This window comes from Streptomyces sp. NPDC051963 (assembly GCF_044593495.1).
Taxonomy (GTDB): Bacteria; Actinomycetota; Actinomycetes; order Streptomycetales; family Streptomycetaceae; genus Streptomyces.
Genome location: NZ_JBIUCC010000001.1, coordinates 852,759 through 870,475 on the forward strand (window position 1 = coordinate 852,759; position 17,717 = coordinate 870,475).

Genomic DNA, 17,717 nt, shown 5'->3' on the forward strand with positions numbered 1-17,717 from the left:
CCTTCAGCCTGCCCGGTGACGGAGCACCCATGGTGTCGGTGACGCCCACCTCACGCCATGTGAGCCCGGCCACTTATCGATGATCGATCACAGGCTGTCGTTCGCCCGGACGGGCCTAGGCTGTCCTTGAGCCTCCTGTGGTCAAGGGCGATGTGAGCGAGGTGCCCCTATGGCCGACGCGAGTCACCGCGGTGCACGTGCCCACGACACGATCGGTGAAACGCCGGATCGGCGTGCGTCCGGGGCGGGACATGCGGGGGTGTTCCAGGACCTGCTCCCGCTCGCGCTCTGGGTGGTCGATGCCGACGGGCGCCTGGTGCAGTGGTCGCTCGCCGCGCAGGACCTGCTCGGTCACACACCGGAGCAGATGGTGGGCGAGGACGCCAGGCGCGTACTCGTGCCCGAGGAGAACCTGGAGCTGGCCGACCGTCTGACCCGGACACTGCGGACGGGTGCGGCGGTGGTCGCACGGCTGCCGGTCCGGCATCGCGACGGATCCCTGGTCGACATGGAGATGTGGCACTGTCCGATCGCGGATGTGCGGGGGCGTACCGGTGTGCTGGCCATCGCGGCGGAGACCTCCGCCGTGGAGCGGATGCGGGACGCGCTGGCCGCGCTGGAGGGACTGTTCACCCAGTCCCCGATCGGCCTGGCCATGCTCGGACCCGACCTGCGGTTCCTCCGGGTCAACGAGGCGCTGGCCAGGATGGACGGTGTCCCCGTGGCCGAGCACGTGGGCCGACGCGTGACCGAGGTCGCCCCCGGCGCCGGGGCGCTGGAGTCGGTGATGCGGCAGGTCCTCGACCGGGGTGAGGCGGTGGTGGACTTCCGCCACACCGCCGGCGCGGGCGACCCGGGCCGGCGGCGGACATGGTCCTGCTCCTACGCCCCCTTGCTCGGCGGGGCCGGCCAACGGGTGGGAGTGATCGCTTCGCTGATCGACATCACGGAGGGGCAGCGCGCCCACCTGGAGGCGGAGCGGGCACGGCGGCGGCTTGCGCTGTTGGCGGAGGCGGGAACGCAGATGGGTGCCACCCTGGATCTGACGCAGACGGCGCAGGACGTGATCCGCGTACTGGTGCCCAGGCTGGCCGACTCCGCCGACGTCCAGTTGCTGGAGGAGGCGATGGCACCGGACGAGACCGCCGCGTCGGCGCACGGCGTGGTCCGCCGTGTCGCGGTGTCGTTCACCGATCCGGCCGCGCCGGCCGAACACCTCGCGGTCGGCACGACCCTTCAGGTCCCGCCCGGCTCGGTGTACGAGAAGGTCATCAGCGCGGGGCTGCCCATGAGCCTCTATCTCAGCGACATCGACCGCCTGATCCCGGCCGCCGGCGCCGACCGGCTGCGGGAGTTCCTGCACGCGCGCGTGGGCTCGGCGCGCCTGGTCCCGCTGGTGGCGCGGGGCACCGTGCTCGGCGCGGTCGTGGTCACCCGGACCCGGGATCGAGAGCCGTTCGACGAACAGGACACGCTGCTGATCGACGAACTGATCGCCCGGGCGGCGCTGAACATCGACAACGCTCGCATGTACGGCCGCGAACGCGACGCGGCACTCACCCTCCAGCGCAGCCTGATGAACACCTCCCTGCCGACCGTCAGCGGACTGGAACTCGCCGGGCGCTATCTGCCGGCCGGCGACCACGAGGTCGGCGGCGACTGGTTCGACGCGATCGCCCTGCCGGACGACCGGACGGCACTGGTGATCGGCGACGTCATGGGGCACGGCATCCACGCCGCGGCGGTCATGGGCCAGCTGCGCACGGCGGTGCGGACCCTGGCACGCCGGGACACCGCGCCCGACCAGGTGCTGCGCTTCCTGGACGCCGCCGTGGCCGACCTGGGCGACAACGAGATGGCCACCTGCCTGTACGCCGTTCACGATCCGGTCGAGGGCCACTGCCTGATCGCCAGGGCCGGCCATCCGCCGCCCGTGGTCGCCGACGGGCACGGAACGGTCGCCTTCCTGGACGGACCCGCGGGCCCGCCCCTCGGCGTGGGCGGACAGGACGGCGTGGTCCAGCGGGTACTCCTTCCGCCGCACAGCCTCCTGGTGACCTACACCGACGGTCTGATCGAGACCCGTGGCACGGACCTCGACCAGGGCATGCGCCGGCTGGCACAGGCACTGCGGCACCCCGGCCGTCCTCTGGAACAGCTCTGCGACGACCTCCTGGCCCATGTCATGCCCGAGGTGGCGGACGACGACGTGGCGGTGCTCCTGGCCCGGGCACTCCCCCGGTGAGCCGGTGAAGCGGGGAGGTCGGACCGTCGCGACCAGCGCCCGACGAACCGTCCCGGCCGCGACGACGAGGCACGTCCTGCCCGCACGGCCGATACTGGAAGTGAGCCACTGCAAAGGCAGGCAAGCGGAACGGCAGGAGCGCCCCGGGGCACGCCACGACGGGCCCCGGCCCCGCGAACGACGCAAGATGGGTGGCGATGCACAACACATCCCCGACGTCGCTCAGCGAGAGCCCGGAGGATCCGTTCTCGGTCATCCGATCCGCATCGGCCGTCCTGGACGGCCGCGGACGGGTCGTGGCATGGAGCGACCAGGCCACCGCGCTCCTCGGGCACCGGGCCGACGAGGTGCTGGGCAGGACCGTGCGTGAGGTCCTGATCGACCCCGGGGACGAGGCCGTGATCGCCGAGGCGAGCGCCGCATGCGTGCGGGACGACGGATGGTTCGGGCTGCTGCCGGTCCGGGATCGCGATGGCAACCGCGTCTACGTGGGGTTCCGAGCCCGGAGAGTGCGGCGGCTGGACTCCACCGTCGAGTGGCTCCTCGTCGGCTCGCTCGCCGAGTACATCACCCAGTGGGAGATCGACCGGGCCGTACTGGACGGCTTCTTCAGCCGGTCCCCGGTCGGTGTCGCGGTACTGGGGCCGGATCTGCGCATCCTGCGGGTGAACCGGGCGATCGCACGGTTCGGCGGGCTGCCGGCCGAGGCGTACCGCGGGCTGCGCACCGCCGACTTCCTGCTCGGCCTGGACACGGATCTGGTCGAGGAAAGGCTCCGGCGGGTGCTGGAGACGGGCCGGCCCATGATCTTCGCCGAGCAGCCCTGCCGCTTGCTGCGGGACCCCCGGAAGGAACTGTTCGTCTCCGTGTCCGCGTTCCGGATGCAGGACCCCTCCGGCCGCGTCCTGGGCGTCACCGAGATCGTCGAGGACGTCACCGACCGCCATCGGGCCCGCCGTCGACTCGCGCTGCTCAGCGAAGCCGGCGCCAGGATCGGAAGCACCCTGGATGTGGCCAGGACGGCGCACGAACTGGCCGAGGCCGCGGTCCCCGAGCTCGCCGACGCCCTCTCGGTGGACCTGCTGGAACCCGTGACCCGCGGGGAGGAGCCGGCTCCCGACGCCACGGACCCGGTGCTCAGGATGGCGGTGCGCAGCATCCGGCCCGAGGCGCAGCAGGTGATGTATCCCGTGGGCCATCTGTTCTCCTTCCCCGAGGACACGGGGCCGGCACGCTGCCTGGCCGAACGGCGTCCGATCCTCCAGCCCACCCTCCAGGAGGGCAACAGCGGATGGTTCTCGGCCGACTCGGCACGGGCCGAGAGGGCGCTCACGATGGGTGTCCACTCGCTGATGGTGGTGCCGCTGGCCGCGCGCGGTGTCATCCTCGGCCTGGTCTGCCTGTGGCGCTCGCAGCGGCCGGAGCCCTTCGAGGAGGACGACCTCACCCTGGCGGAGGAGTTCGCGTCCAGGGCCGCGGTCTGCATCGACAACGCCCGCCGCTACACCCAGCAGCACAACGCCGCCGAGGCCCTCCAGCGCAGCCTGCTGCCGAGTGAGGTGCCCGAGCACCCGGCGGTCGAGACGGCGCACCGCTATCTGCCCGCGCATATCTCCGCAGGTGTCGGCGGCGACTGGTTCGACGTCATCCCGCTGTCGGGGGTGCGTGTCGCACTGGTCGTCGGCGATGTCGTCGGTCACGGCATGCACGCCTCGGCGACCATGGGCCGGCTGCGCGCCGCCGTGCGCACCCTGGCCTTCCTCGACCTGGCACCGGACGAAGTCCTGGCCCGCCTCGACGACCTGGTGGACCAGCTGGCCACCGAACAGCTCCAGACCGACGGGAACACCCCCCAGATCGTCGGTGCAACCTGTCTGTACGCGATCTACGACCCGGTCTCCCGGCACTGCGCCATCGCTCGCGCGGGACACCCGCCGCCGACCGTGCTGGGCCCGGACGGCCGGGTGCGCCCGATCGACGTCCCCGCCGGACCACCGCTCGGCCTGGGCGGCCTGCCGTTCGAGATGACCGAACTCGAACTGGACGAGGGCAGCCTGATCGCCCTGTACAGCGACGGCCTCCTCCTCGCCGACCACCGTGACGTCGACGAGGGCCTGGCGCTGCTGCGCTCCGCGCTGGCCGGTCCGTACCCCTCGCTGAAGCACACCTGCAAGGCGGTGGAGGACGCGATGCTGCCCGACCGGCCCGCCGATGACGTCACGCTGCTGCTGGGCCGGACCCGGGTACTCGCGGCGGAGAAGGTGGCCAGCTGGGAGCTGCCGGCCGAGCCCACCGCGGCCGGTCGGGCGCGGACGCTGGTGCGGGACCGGCTGACCGAGTGGGGGCTGGAGGAGTTCGCCTTCACCACCGAACTGATCGTGAGCGAACTGGTCACCAACGCCTACCGCTACGCCGGCGGCCCGGTGCTGCTGCGGCTGATCCGGGACCGCCATCTCATCTGCGAGGTCTCCGACAGCAGCAGCACCTCCCCTCACCTGCGGCAGGCCCACAACAACGACGAGGGCGGACGTGGTCTCTTCCTGGTGGCCCAGCTGTCCGAGCGGTGGGGCACACGCTACGGCCGCAACCGGAAGACCATCTGGGCCGAGCAGCCACTGCCGGCGCATCAGACGGAGGCGGGTGCCTGACCTTCACGACTACCGACAGGGGGTGTACCAAGACACCCCCGCCCGGGGGTACCCGTCCTTCTGGGAACCGGATCGGATGGCAGTCTGATCCACCATGCAGCGTCACCTCGCAGCGCCGGGAGGCCCCTTATGTTCGTTCCCTTCGGGGTGCGTGACTTTCTGGACCGCGCCACGACCGTGTATCCGGACCGCGTCGGCATCGTCGACGAACCCGACCAACCCGCCGTCCCCTGGCGGGAGCTGACCTACCGTCGCGTGGGCGAACTCGCGCGAGCCCAGGCCGCGGGGCTGGACGCACTCGGGGTTCCGCACGGGGCCCGGGTCGGGATCGTCTCGCAGAACAGCGCGCGGCTGCTCACCTCGTTCTTCGGTGTGTCCGGCCACGGCAGGGTGCTGGTGCCGGTCAACTTCCGGCTGTCCGCCGAGGAGGTGGACTACATCGTCGGCCACTCCGGGTGCGACGTGCTCCTGGTCGACCCGGACGTCGCCGAGCGTCTGGCCGGGGTCGCCTGCAAGCACCGCTTCGTCATGGGGGCCGAGTCCGACGCGGAGCTGTACCGGTTCGACGTCGAGCCCGCGCCGTGGGAGGCCGAGGAGGACGCGACCGCGACGATCAACTACACCAGCGGCACCACGGCGCGCCCCAAGGGCGTACAGATCACGCACCGCAACATCTGGGTCAACGCGATGACGTTCGCCCTGCACGCCGGTGTCTCGGACCGGGACGTCTATCTGCACACCCTGCCGATGTTCCACGCGAACGGCTGGGGCATGCCCTTCGCGATGACCGCCCTGGGAGTCCCCCACATCGTCCTGCGGAAGGTGGACGGCACCGAGATCCTGCGCCGGGTCGCCGAGCACGGCGTGACCGTGATGTGCGCCGCGCCCGCGGTGGTCAACGCCGTGCTCACCGCTGCGGAGAGCTGGCCGGGTGAGATCCCCGGGCGGGACCGGGTGCGGATCATCTGCGCCGGCGCACCGCCACCGACCCGGACCATCGCGCGGGTCGAGAGCGAGCTCGGCTGGGAGTTCATCCAGATCTACGGCCTGACCGAGACCTCGCCCCTTCTGACGATCAACCGCTCTCGCGCGGAATGGGACGACCTGCACCCGCAGCAGCGGGCGGAGAACCTGGCGCGGGCCGGCGCTCCCGCCCTCGGCGTGACCCTGCGGACCTCGGCCTCCGGCGAGATCCTGGCCCGCTCGAACGTGATCCTGGAGAGCTACTGGCAACAGCCCGAGGAGACGGCCGAGGCGCTGGCGGACGGCTGGTTCCACACCGGAGACGGCGGCACCCTCGGCGACGACGGCTACCTCACCATCAGCGACCGCAGGAAGGACGTCATCATCACCGGTGGCGAGAACGTGTCCTCCATCGAGGTCGAGGACGCCCTCTTCAGCCACCCCGAGGTCGCCGAGGTCGCCGTGATCGGCGTACCGGACGAGAAGTGGGGCGAGACCATCAAGGCCCTGGTCGTCCGCGCCCCCGGATCCGAGGTCACCGAGGCCGAGCTCATCCGGCACTGCAAGGAACGCCTGGCCGGCTACAAGGCGCCCACCTCCGTGGAGTTCCGCGGTGCCCTGGAGCGGACGGCCACCGGAAAACTCCAGAAGTACAAGCTCCGCGCGCCCTACTGGGAGGGGCGCGAACGCGGGGTGAACTGACGGGAGTCCGGGTTCGTCGTCGGGATGTGAGCACCTCTCCACATGGGGGTTCTGAGGCGGCCTTCGCCTGCCGCACGATGCGGCGGGTCGGGCGAGGTGCCCGCGTCCCGGGAGGTGTGCGAGCCGTGCAGCGATGGAGCCGCAGTCAGTCGTCGATCCCCGCCCCGCAGCCGGAGGAGCTGCGTGAGCTGCAACTGGAACGGTTGCAGTGGACGCTGCGGCACGCGTACGACCATGTCCCCTTCTACCGGAAGAAGTTCGACGCGGCCGGGGTGCGTCCCGAGGACTGCCGGGACCTGGACGATCTGGCCCGGTTCCCGACGACCACCAAGGAGGACCTGCGCGCGAACTATCCGTACGGGATGTTCGCCGTGCCGCGGAACCAGGTGAGGCGTGTGCACGCGTCCAGCGGCACCACCGGGCAGCCGACGGTGGTCGGCTACACGGAGGGGGATCTCTCCGTGTGGGCCGAGGTGATGGCGCGCTCCCTGCTGGCGGCCGGTGTGCGGCCGGGTGACACGGTCCATGTCGCGTACGGATACGGGCTGTTCACGGGCGGGCTCGGCGCGCACTACGGAGCGGAGCGGCTCGGCTGTACGGTGATCCCGGCGTCCGGCGGGATGAGCGCGCGGCAGGTGCGGCTCATCACTGATCTCCAGCCGGAGGTCATCATGGTCACGCCGTCCTATCTCCTCGCGCTGGCGGATGAGTTCGAGCGGGCCGGCATCGATCCGCGGACCAGTTCGCTGAAGGTGGGCGTCTTCGGCGCCGAGCCGTGGACCGAGGGGATGCGCGCGGAGATCGAGGAGCGTTTCGGGCTGGACGCGGTCGACATCTACGGGCTGTCCGAGGTGATCGGTCCGGGCGTGGCCCAGGAGAGCGTCGAGACCAAGGACGGTCTGCACGTCTGGGAGGACCACTTCTATCCGGAGGTCGTGGACCCGGCCACCGCGGACGTACTGCCTCACGGCGGTCATGGCGAGCTGCTGTTCACGTCGCTCAGCAAGACCGCGATGCCGGTGATCCGCTATGCGACGCGCGATCTGACCCGGCTGCTTCCCGGCACGGCGTATCCCGCATTCCGCAGGATCGAGAAGATCTCCGGACGCACCGACGACATGATCATTCTGCGGGGCGTCAATGTGTTCCCCTCGCAGATCGAGGAGATCGTGCTCACGACGGCCGGCGCGTCGCCGCACTTCCGGATCGTTCTGACGTCCTGTGACCGCTTGGATCAGCTGACGGTGGAGGTGGAGGCTCGCGCGGAGCTGCGGACGCCGGTCGCACGGTGCATCGCCGACATGGCGAAACGGGACATCGGCATTCGCGTCGATGTCGAGGTGGTCCCGCCCGGGTCGCTGGAGCGGTCCACCGGCAAGCTGCGCCGGGTGGTCGACCTGCGCGAAGGCCGGGTCGGGAGCGCCTGAAGATATCTCCATCTGGGGATGTCCCGCACCTGTGTCCCTGTGTCACCCTGCCGCCATGAGGCAACGGCCCGTCGAACGTGCCGTCGAGCAGATCAACGTGCTCGACGCGCTGCTGTGCGAGCGGGACGGTCTGCTCACGGTGATGGACCGCATCGTGGCGCTGCACGGCACCGCCCGGCTCATTCGGGCCACCACCGGTGTCGACTCCGGGTTCGTGGCCGATCTGGAGAGCCCCGGCCAGGCGGTGGTCCGGTGGATGTCGGGCACCAGAACGGACCTGCTGCAAGGTCTCACCGTCCCCGTCGGCCAGGGCATCGGCGGCCGGGCCATGGCGCTCGGCCGGGCCGTGCGGGTGAGCGACTACGTCACCTCACCCGAGATCACGCACCACTTCGACGCGCAGGTGCGCGGCGAGGGCCTCGGCGCGATGATCGCCGTGCCCGTGATCAGCAAGTCCCGGACGGTCGCGGTCGCCTACGCCGCGATGCGTTCGGCGACCGACTTCGGTGACATGGCCGTGCAGCGGATGGAGAGCATCGCCGAGCAGGCCGCGACCGCGCTGCAGATCGCCGGCGCCGCCGAGTCCAAGGCGACCGGCGCGGTCACGGCGGAGCGGCAGCGGATGCAGAACGCGCTGCACGACTCGGTGGGGGCACTGCTGTTCTCCATCGGGGTGCAGGTCCGTGACCTGCACCACGCCATCCACGACAATCCGGCCCTCGAGACACGCCTGTCCCGCCTGGAGTCCGATATTTCGGCGGCGTCCAGCGCTCTGCGGGAATCACTGCTGGCCCTGTCGGACACCACGCCCGAGCGTGCGCTGCCGGTGGAACTCACCGCGTGCACACGGTCCTTCGAGGCCCGTACCGGTGTACCCGCCCGGTTCGTGGAGCTCGGGCAGATCGCCCCGATGGATTCCGAGCGCACCGCACTGCTGCTCGCCGCGGTCAGGGAAGGACTGCTCAACGTCGAGAAGCACGCGCGACCGCACTCGGTGATCGTCAGCCTCGGCCCGTGTGACGGCGGCGTCCAGCTGGTGGTCGCGGACGACGGCGGGGGCGCATCGGCGGCGGAGACGAACGGCACGGGGATGGGCGTACGGTCGCTGGCCGAGCGCGCCGCGCGGATGGCGGGCCGGGTCAGCCTGGTACGCGACGAGGACGGCGGGTGCACCCTGCGCGCCTGGCTGCCGGATCCCGCGTGACCGGGTCCGTGCTCGTCGTGGACGACCACCCCGTGGTGCGGGACGGCGTGACACTGCTGCTTCGCTCGGATCCGTCCCTGGTGTTCGTCGGCTCCGCCGAATCCGGGCTTGCGGCGATCGAGCAGGCGATGGAGCTGCAACCCGATCTGGTGCTGCTCGATCTGCGGCTGCCGGACATGCTCGCGCCGGAGGTGGTGACCCGGCTGCGGCAGGTCCATCCGGCGGTCAAGATCGTGGTGTTCACCGCGCACGCGGACCACGGCGGAGTCATCGCCGCGATCGAGGCCGGCGCGGACGGCGGCCTGCTCAAGGACGTGGCCGGTACCGATCTGGTCAGCGCGCTACGGCGGGTGCTGCGCGGTGAACGCGTGGTGGATCCGCGGATCTTCCCGGACACCTCGCAGCGCTCCGACAACCTCGCTCGCAGCGGCTTGACGCGGCGCGAGTACGAGGTGCTGCGGTTCGCCGCGCAGGGCAAGACGAATCCGGAGATCGCCGACTCGACCGGTCTCACCCGCAACACCGTGAAGACCTATCTCCAGTCCGCGCTGCACAAGCTCGGTGCGCGCAACCGGGTCGAAGCGATCAGAAAGGCCAGCGAGGCCGGGTTGCTCTGACCACCCGCCGACTGGCACAGATCGCCCTATCCACCTCTCCACTTGGGGGTATGGCCCGCGCAGAGCCCTTCGCACAATACGGCCACTGGCAACGCCGCCAGTTCGCAGCGGAGGCTCAGCGTGCTGACCATTCAAGGACTGTGTGTGCGGTACGGCCGGTCGGCCGCCGCATTGCACGACATCCGATTCGATGTGGCCGACGACCAAGTACTCGCCTTGCTCGGAAACAACGGAGCGGGAAAGTCGACGGTACTCCGGTCGATTTCCGCGACGCTGCGCCTGCACCGGGGTGCGGTCACCGAGGGAGAGATCCACTACGACGGCCGGCGGATCGACCGACTCGATCCGGCCGCGATCGTACGGATGGGTGTGGTCGGCGTTCCCGAGGGGCGCCAGGTGTTCGCCCGGATGACCGTCGAGGAGAACCTCCGGGCCGGCGGCGTCACCGTCTCCTCCGCCTCCGCACGCGCCGCGGCCAAGGAGCGGGTCCTGGACCTGTTCCCGGTGCTCGCGGAGCGCTCGCGGCAGCGGGCGGGGCTGCTGTCCGGCGGTGAACAGCAGATGCTCGCCATCGGACGGGCGCTGATGTCCGGCCCCCGGCTGCTGCTGCTCGACGAGCCCTCGCTCGGTCTCGCGCCGAAGATGGTCGAGCGGATCGCGGCGACGATCCGGGAGATCCACGCCCAGGGCACGGCCGTGGTGCTCGTCGAGCAGAACGCCATGATGGCGCTGAGCGTCGCCGACCGGGTCGTCGCGCTCGACGTCGGGAAGGTGGCGCTGTCCGGGCAGGCGGCGGAGGTCTCGGGCAGCGAGGAGCTGCGGCGGTTGTACCTCGGGGGCCACGCGGGCGGCGGCCAGGCGAACGGTGCGGACACGGGCGCCGGTGACACGGCGACCACCACCGCACCGGACCGGCGGCGCACCCTCCCTGCCTGGACGCCGCCCAAGACGCGCTCCCTCGCGAGGTGGTCCCGGTGACGGAACTCCGCGTGGCGAACGTCGGTTTGCGCTTCGGCGGCCTACGGGCGCTGGACGACGTGTCGTTCACCGTCACCCGGGGCAGCCTGCACGCCCTGATCGGGCCGAACGGCGCCGGAAAGTCCAGCTGCTTCAATGTGATCGGCGGGCTCTACCGCGCCACCGAAGGCGCCCTGACCTTCGACGGCAAGGACCTACGCGCTCTGCGGCCGCACCAGCGGGCCGGACTCGGGATCGGCCGGGCGTTCCAGAACACCGCGCTCTCACCCCATTCCACGGTCCTCGACAATGTGATGCTCGGGCGGCACTCCCTGACCCGCGGCGGATTCCTGTCCTGCGCCCTGAAGCTGACCGCCCGGCAGGAGCGCGTGCACACGGCGCGGGCGGCGGAGATCTGCGCGTTCCTCGGACTCGGCGACATCCTCGACGCCCCCGTCGGCTCGCTGCCGTACGGAAAGGCGAAACGCGTCGACATCGCCCGCGCCCTCGCGGTCGAACCCTCGCTCCTGCTGCTCGACGAGCCGGCCGCCGGCATGAACACGGCCGAGACGGAAGAACTCGCCGACACCATCCAGTCGGTCAACGAGCGGCTCGGTATCTCGGTGCTCCTGGTCGAGCACGACATGAACCTCGTGATGGGCGTCGCCGACCGCGTCACCGTTCTCGACTTCGGCCGGGTGATCGCCGACGGAACGCCGGCCGAGGTCCAGAACGATCCCCAGGTCATCAAGGCCTATCTCGGTACGGAGGCTGCGGCGTGAACACATTCGTCCAACTGTCGGTCAACGGGATCGGCAAGGGCGCCGTGTTCGCCCTGCTCGCCCTCGGCTTCGTGGTGATCTTCAAGGCGACCGGGGTGGTCAACTTCGCCCACGGCTCGTTCGTGATGTTCGGCGGCTGTGTGGTGGTGGCCACCCGGGACGAGGTCGGCTGGGTGGCGGCGGCCGTCATCGGGATCGTCTGCGCCGGGCTGCTCGCGCTGTGCCTGGAGCGGCTGATGGCCCGGTCCCGGCACGCCGATCCGTTCAGTCTCGCGCTGTTGACCATCGGCGCGGATGTGGTGATCACCGAGGAGATCGTGCGCCGGCTCGGGGTGTCCGTGCCGTTCCTCGGCGAAGGCTGGGACTCCCACCCGGTCACCGTCGGCGGCATCACCCTGTTCCGGACCCATCTGGTGGCCCTGGTCGTGGCGACCGTCCTGATCGGCGCGTTCTTCCTGGCCTTCCGCTACTCGACCTGGGGCATCCGTATCCGCGCCCAGGCCGAGAACCGCGAGGCCGCCGCGCTCGCCGGTATCCGCAGCTCCCAGGTGACCGCGGCGGCCTGGCTGGTGGCCGGTGTACTGGCCGGTGTCGCGGTGCTGTTCATCGCCACCCAGGACTTCTCCGGCGCGGGCCTGTCGCGCGGCACCCACTCCATCGCGCTCGCCGCCTTCCCCGCGGCGATCCTCGGCGGCCTGGACTCGACCGCGGGCGCGGTGGTGGGCGGGCTGATCGTCGGCCTGGTGGACGCACTGTCCGCGCACTACATCTCGTTCGCCTTCGCCAAGAGCGCGGTGTTCCTGGTGATGCTCGTCGTCCTGGTCGTCCGCCCCGCCGGACTCTTCGGTACGGGGGAGACGGCCCGTGTCTAGATTCGCGATACCCGCTTCCGGGCTCAGAGCGGCCGGCTGGGCCGGGGCCCTCGTGGTGCTGCTCGTCCTGCCGCTGTACCTCACCGCGCCCTGGCTGAAGGCCGGGCAGTTCATGATGGTGGGCGCCGTCGGCGCCATCGGGCTGACCCTGCTGAGCGGTCAGGCCGGTCAACTCTCCCTCGCCCACGCCTTCTTCGTGCTCGCCGGAGCCACCTCGTACACCGTCCTCGCCGGGCCGTCGACCGGCGGCCTGGTCGGGCTCGGCTGGAATCCGCTGCTCGCGCTCGTCGGCGCGGTCGTCATCACCGCGGCGCTGGGGCTGGCGTTCGCTCCCGTGGCGGGACGACTGCGCGGGATCTATCTCGGTGTCGCCTCGCTCTCCCTGGTGTTCCTCGGCCTGTATCTGGGCCAGGAGATCACCTCGTTCACCGGCGGTACGTCGACGGGCCGGCCGCCCGCCGCCTTCGAGCTCTTCGGCTTCTCCTTCTCCGACGAGGGGAACCTGGCGATCGCGGGTGTGCCCCTCGGGGAGACCGAGCGGGTCTGGTACCTGTTCCTCGCCCTCGTCGTCCTCGCCTACGCCCTTGCCCGCGGAGCCGTGACCGGACGGGTGGGACGGGCCTGGCGGGCGGTACGGGACAACGAGGCGTCCGCGGCGGCGATGGGCGTCGACGTGGGCCGCGCCAAGGCCGGCGCGTTCGCGGTGTCCTCCGCGTATGCCGGGCTCGCCGGCGTGATGACCGTGCTGTGGTTCGACATCCTCAAGCCGGACGAGAGCGAGTTCGGCACCTACGGGATCAATATCTCCATCGCGTATCTCGCGATGGCCATCATCGGCGGCCTCGGCTCGGTGCCGGGTGCGCTGGCCGGTGCCGCCCTGGTCAACGGCCTGCCGCAGATCCTCGCGCTGTACTCCGTGGATCTGGGCTGGTTCGCCGGCACGGGAGAAGGCGCGTTCACCCCGGTCCTCGTCGGTTCCTTCGTGTACGGCACGGCGATCGTCCTGATCGTGCTGTTCGCACCGGGCGGACTGGCCGCGATCGGCCGGGGGCTCACACAGTCCATAAGGAGACGGGCATGAAACGGTTCGCGGCGTGCTGCGCCTTGCTGATCCTCGCCACCGCCTGCAGCACCAAGGCGGCGGACAACGAGGAGGGTTCGTCCGGGGCCGACGGGGTGAAGACCGGGGTCGGGGTGACGGACAAGACCATCACCCTCGGTGTGATGACCGACAAGACCGGGGTGTTCAAGAGCCTCGCGACCGCCATCACCCGCGGCAACGAGCTGTGGGTGAAGGACCTCAATGCGGCGGGCGGGGTGTGCGGACGCCAGGTGGACCTCGAAGTCGTCGACCACGGCTACAAGGCCGATACCGCCAAGACCCTGTATCCGCAGCTGGAGCCGAAGGTGCTCGGCTTCCTTCAGCTCACCGGCTCCCCGATCGTGGCGGCGCTGGCCGGCGACGTGCAGTCCGACAAGGTCACCACCACGCCGGCCTCCTGGTCGTCCGAGCTGCTGAGCAACCCGTACGTCATGGTCGTCGGCACCACGTACGACATCGAGATGATCGACGGGCTGTCCTACCTCCAGAAGGAAGGCATGATCAAGGACGGCGACACGGTCGGGCACATCTATGTCGACGGCGAGTACGGCGCCAACGGGCTGCGCGGCGCGCGCTATTACGCGGAGCAGCACAAGCTGAAGCTGCGCGATGTCAAGATCACGTCGACGGACACCGATCTGACCAACGTCGTGACCAGCCTGAAGGGCGACGGCGTCAAGGCGATCCTGCTCACCACGACGCCGGGCCAGACCGGATCGGCCCTCGCCGCCAACAAGGCGCTGGGTCTGGACGTGCCGGTGCTCGCCAACAACCCGGCCTTCGACCCGGTGCTGCACGAGGGGCCGGCCGCGAAGGCCCTGGACAAGCTGTACGTCGCGGCGAGCACCGTGCCGTACTCCGCCGATCTCCCGAAGGCCAAGGAGATCGCCACGGCGTACAAGGCGGCCGGGTACGCGGAGCCGCCCAACGCCGGTGTGCCGTACGGCTATGCGGTGGCCGAGGTGTGGGGCTCGATCCTGAAGACGGCGTGTGACAACAAGGATCTGACCCGCGACGGCATCCTCGAGGCCATGCAGCAGACCACCTCCGCCGACACCGGCGATCTCGTCGCCACCCTCGACTACTCCAAGCCGGGTGCCCCGGCCACCCGCCAGGTGTACATCGCCCGGCCGGACGCCGCGGTGGAGGGCGGACTCCGCTCAGCGCAGCCCCTGTTCGAGGCCGACGAAGCGAAGGCGTACAAGGCCCCGCACGAGAAGTAGCCACCCCGGCACACCGGCCGGCGCCCGAGTCCGGGGCCGGCCGGCTCGAACCCGCATGAAGAAAGGCAGGACCCTCGTGACGCAGGCCACGACCAGCGGCAGACACCGGCTGCCGCGTACCGTCTCCGTCCTTGCGGGCGCTTCATCGGCCCTGATCCTGGTGGTGGCCGGACAGACCACGACGGCGGCCGCACCGGCGAAGACCCCCGCCTGGCAGCCGCCCAGGGCAACGTACGGTGCCGGCGAACCGATCCCGATGACCGTCACGATGGACGACGGCGTGAAGATCGCCGTGGACGTCGTCTACCCGACGGATCCGGGCACCGGCCAGCGCGCGTCGGGCGACTTCCCCGTGCTGCTGACGCAGAACCCGTACGGCAAGCAGCGCTCCGACCCCACCGACAGCGGCACCTACTTCGTGCAGCGCGGCTACATCTATGTGGCGTCCGCGGTGCGCGGCACCGCGGCCTCCGGCGGACAGGCCGACTGGTTCGGCGACCGGCAGGCCGAGGACGGCGCCGACCTGGTGAACTGGGCGGCCCGTTCACTGGACGACACCAACGGCAAGGTCGGTCTGGACGGCTGCTCCTACCTCGGGGTCAACCAGTGGTTCACCGCGGCGGCCGTGGGCAGGAAGTCGCCCCTCAAGGCCATCGCGCCCTTCTGCACCGACTCGGACTTCTACAACGACCTCACGGCCAACGGCGGTATCCCCACCGACTTCGTCGCGTCCATCGGGCAGGGCCTGCCGCGCGGACCCGAGGACGATCCGGCGACGGACCCGCTGTCCGAGACGATCGCCCAGCAGGCGAGCGGCGGCCCTCGCGCGTACAACAACGCGTACTGGCAGGACCTGAACGTGCAAAAGCTCATGCCGCGGATCATCCGCAACGGGATTCCGGCACTCTCGCAGGCAGGCTGGTACGACCTCTTCCCCGGCGGAAACCTCGGCGCGTACGCGGCTGCCCAGAACGCCTACTTCGGCAGGCCGTTGACCGATCCGATCGAGAACTCCGACGCCGTCACCGGCCGGTACCAGGCGATCGTCGGACCATGGACGCACGGTGAGCACGTCGACGAGCCCACCTTGCAGTCCATCCGTCTGAAGTGGTTCGAGACCTGGCTCAAGAACGCCCCCACCCCAATGGCTGCCACCTCAACTCCCCTACATCTGTTCGAGAACGGCGCGAACAGGTGGGTCGACAGCGCCGCCTGGCCCCTGTCGACGGACGCCCGGACCTACTACCTCGGAGACGGTTCACTCACGGCGACGAGACCGACAGGCCAGGGCCGCGACAGCCTCACCTGGGCGGCAGCGACCGCCGACAACACCCTCACCTACAGCACGGCTCCTCTCACGAAGCCGAGCCTGCTGAACGGGCCGGCCGACGTCACCGTCTACGCCACATCGACCACGCCGGAGACCCAGCTGTCAGCCACGCTGAGCATCGTGGCGCCGGACGAGACCGTCACCAAGCAGGCCGACGGCGTCCTCCTCGGCAGCCAGCGTTCCGTGGACCGTCGCGGAAGCTGGTACGGCAGCAACGGGGCGCTCCTCAAGCCGAGTCACCCCTTCACCGAGCAGTCCCGTCGGCCGGTCGTGCCGGGGACGACCACCCGCTACGACATCGCCCTGCTCCCGAGCCTCACCGAGATCCCGGCCGGGTTCCGCATCCGGATCGCCCTCACCAGCCAGACACCGGCCGACTTCCACTACCCCGTGGCTCCGACCCCACAGCAGCTCGCCGATCTCTCCGGCGGCGTCTACTCCATCGAGCGGTCCGCGGGTGCGGCGTCCCATGTCAACCTGCCGCTGACCTCCACCCGCGCGGCACGTCCGAGCACTCAGAGTTGGGGGCCGGCGTCCTGAGCAGGGAGATCACCATCTCCCGGATCACCAGATCCTTGCTTCACGCAGTATGGGCCCCTGCCGAGAGTTCGGCAGGGGCCCACGGTGCAGAGGCCGACGGCCCCCCGGCCTCACTTCAGATGTCGGGTGAAGAACTGGGCCGCGGCGTCCCCCGCGGACTGCGGGACGCCGGCGTGTCCGCCGAGATGGGCGTGCAGGGACTTCTCCTTGGAGCCGAAGGCGTCGAACAGGTCCAGGGCCGCCTGCCGGTCGTTCCCTTCGTCGTCCCACTGCAACAGGACGTGCAGTGGAATGGTGACCTGCCGGGCCTCCTCGAACAGGGCGCGAGGCACAAAACTCCCGGCGAACAGAACGGCGGCCGAGATACGAGGCTCGACCACCGCGAGCCGGATGCCGATGGAGATCACTCCCCCCGAGAACCCGACCGGGCCGCCGATCTCGGGCAGCGAAAGGAGGGCGTCCAGTGCGGCCTGCCATTCCGGGACCGCCTTGTCGACCATGGGGAGGACCAGGGCGTCGACGATCTCGTCGCCGACCGGCTCGCCGGCCTCCATCGCCCGGCGCAGATCGGCGCGGGCCTGCTCGGCGGCGGGCGAACGGGGCCGGTCGCCGCTTCCGGGGAGTTCGATGGTGGCCGTGGCGAAGCCCTCCGCCGCGGAGTGCCGGGCCCGGGCCACCAGTCGGGGGTACATCCCGCGCAGCCCGAGGGGAGGGTGGCCGAGCAGGATCAGCGGCACCGGCGCGGATGCGGGTGTGGGGGTGGGTGTCCACAGGATTCCGGGGATCTCACCGAGGGTGAATTCGCGTTCGAGGACGCCGTCGTCAAGGCGCTGCTCGGAAGTGAAATGCATGGTCGTGCCTTTCGGGAGTGCACTGGAACGGCGCTCCCGGACGACCTGCCTATCGCCCGACCGTGACCCCGGAGGGGAGCACCCATGTCGATACTGTGTTCACGGGTACCACCTCCTCGATCTCTCGCACGGCCTCCGGAAACGTAACAGTGGCCGCACTCGTCCGCCAACGGGTTTTTGCATCGGCCCGACAGGCTACGGACCTGGCCAGACCGTTCCGGTGCCGCGGATCGGCGCCGGAACGGCCTGGAGCA

At 70.4% G+C, this 17,717-nt stretch carries 13 protein-coding genes; 12 read left to right on the forward strand and 1 reads right to left on the reverse strand.

What is annotated here, in order from left to right:
• Positions 1-169: 169 nt before the first annotated feature.
• The 12 genes from ACIHFB_RS03610 (at position 170) to ACIHFB_RS03665 (ending at position 16,612) form a co-directional block, all read left to right on the forward strand.
• Positions 170-2,245 carry a SpoIIE family protein phosphatase gene (locus tag ACIHFB_RS03610; protein WP_400125054.1) on the forward strand — a complete coding sequence of 692 codons (2,076 nt, stop codon included), beginning with the start codon at positions 170-172 and terminating at the stop codon, positions 2,243-2,245.
• A gap of 197 nt (positions 2,246-2,442) precedes the next feature.
• Positions 2,443-4,893 (forward strand): SpoIIE family protein phosphatase, encoded by a 2,451-nt coding sequence (locus ACIHFB_RS03615; protein WP_400125055.1) that lies wholly within the window; start codon positions 2,443-2,445, stop codon positions 4,891-4,893.
• Positions 4,894-5,022: 129 nt separating this feature from the next.
• Entirely contained in the window at positions 5,023-6,558 is a 1,536-nt protein-coding gene (locus tag ACIHFB_RS03620; RefSeq protein ID WP_400125056.1) for an AMP-binding protein, read from the forward strand.
• Between the two features lie 125 nt (positions 6,559-6,683).
• On the forward strand, positions 6,684-7,985 hold the full coding sequence (paaK, locus tag ACIHFB_RS03625; RefSeq protein WP_400125057.1) for a phenylacetate--CoA ligase PaaK: 1,302 nt from the start codon (positions 6,684-6,686) through the stop codon (positions 7,983-7,985).
• Between the two features lie 55 nt (positions 7,986-8,040).
• Positions 8,041-9,189 (forward strand): GAF domain-containing protein, encoded by a 1,149-nt coding sequence (locus tag ACIHFB_RS03630; protein ID WP_400125058.1) that lies wholly within the window; start codon positions 8,041-8,043, stop codon positions 9,187-9,189.
• A complete protein-coding gene (locus ACIHFB_RS03635; RefSeq protein WP_365269458.1) occupies positions 9,186-9,806 on the forward strand; it encodes a response regulator transcription factor in 621 nt (206 codons plus the stop codon). The genes ACIHFB_RS03630 and ACIHFB_RS03635 overlap by 4 nt, the downstream gene beginning before the upstream one ends.
• A 120-nt stretch (positions 9,807-9,926) precedes the next feature.
• Positions 9,927-10,784, forward strand: coding sequence for an ABC transporter ATP-binding protein (locus ACIHFB_RS03640; RefSeq protein ID WP_400125059.1), 858 nt, complete (start codon positions 9,927-9,929; stop codon positions 10,782-10,784).
• Positions 10,781-11,545 carry an ABC transporter ATP-binding protein gene (locus ACIHFB_RS03645; protein ID WP_400125060.1) on the forward strand — a complete coding sequence of 255 codons (765 nt, stop codon included), beginning with the start codon at positions 10,781-10,783 and terminating at the stop codon, positions 11,543-11,545. The genes ACIHFB_RS03640 and ACIHFB_RS03645 overlap by 4 nt, the downstream gene beginning before the upstream one ends.
• Entirely contained in the window at positions 11,542-12,417 is an 876-nt protein-coding gene (locus tag ACIHFB_RS03650) for a branched-chain amino acid ABC transporter permease (RefSeq protein ID WP_400125061.1), read from the forward strand. Before ACIHFB_RS03645 ends, ACIHFB_RS03650 begins: the two co-directional genes overlap by 4 nt.
• Entirely contained in the window at positions 12,410-13,498 is a 1,089-nt protein-coding gene (locus tag ACIHFB_RS03655; protein WP_400125062.1) for a branched-chain amino acid ABC transporter permease, read from the forward strand. Before ACIHFB_RS03650 ends, ACIHFB_RS03655 begins: the two co-directional genes overlap by 8 nt.
• A complete protein-coding gene (locus tag ACIHFB_RS03660; RefSeq protein WP_365269473.1) occupies positions 13,495-14,742 on the forward strand; it encodes an ABC transporter substrate-binding protein in 1,248 nt (415 codons plus the stop codon). The genes ACIHFB_RS03655 and ACIHFB_RS03660 overlap by 4 nt, the downstream gene beginning before the upstream one ends.
• Before the next feature lie 76 nt (positions 14,743-14,818).
• Entirely contained in the window at positions 14,819-16,612 is a 1,794-nt protein-coding gene (locus ACIHFB_RS03665) for a CocE/NonD family hydrolase (protein WP_400125063.1), read from the forward strand.
• Between the two features lie 110 nt (positions 16,613-16,722).
• Here the strand turns inward: ACIHFB_RS03665 and ACIHFB_RS03670 are convergent, their stop codons facing one another.
• Positions 16,723-17,463, reverse strand: a complete 741-nt coding sequence (locus ACIHFB_RS03670; RefSeq protein ID WP_400125064.1) for a dienelactone hydrolase family protein — start codon at positions 17,461-17,463, stop codon at positions 16,723-16,725.
• Positions 17,464-17,717: the final 254 nt, after the last annotated feature.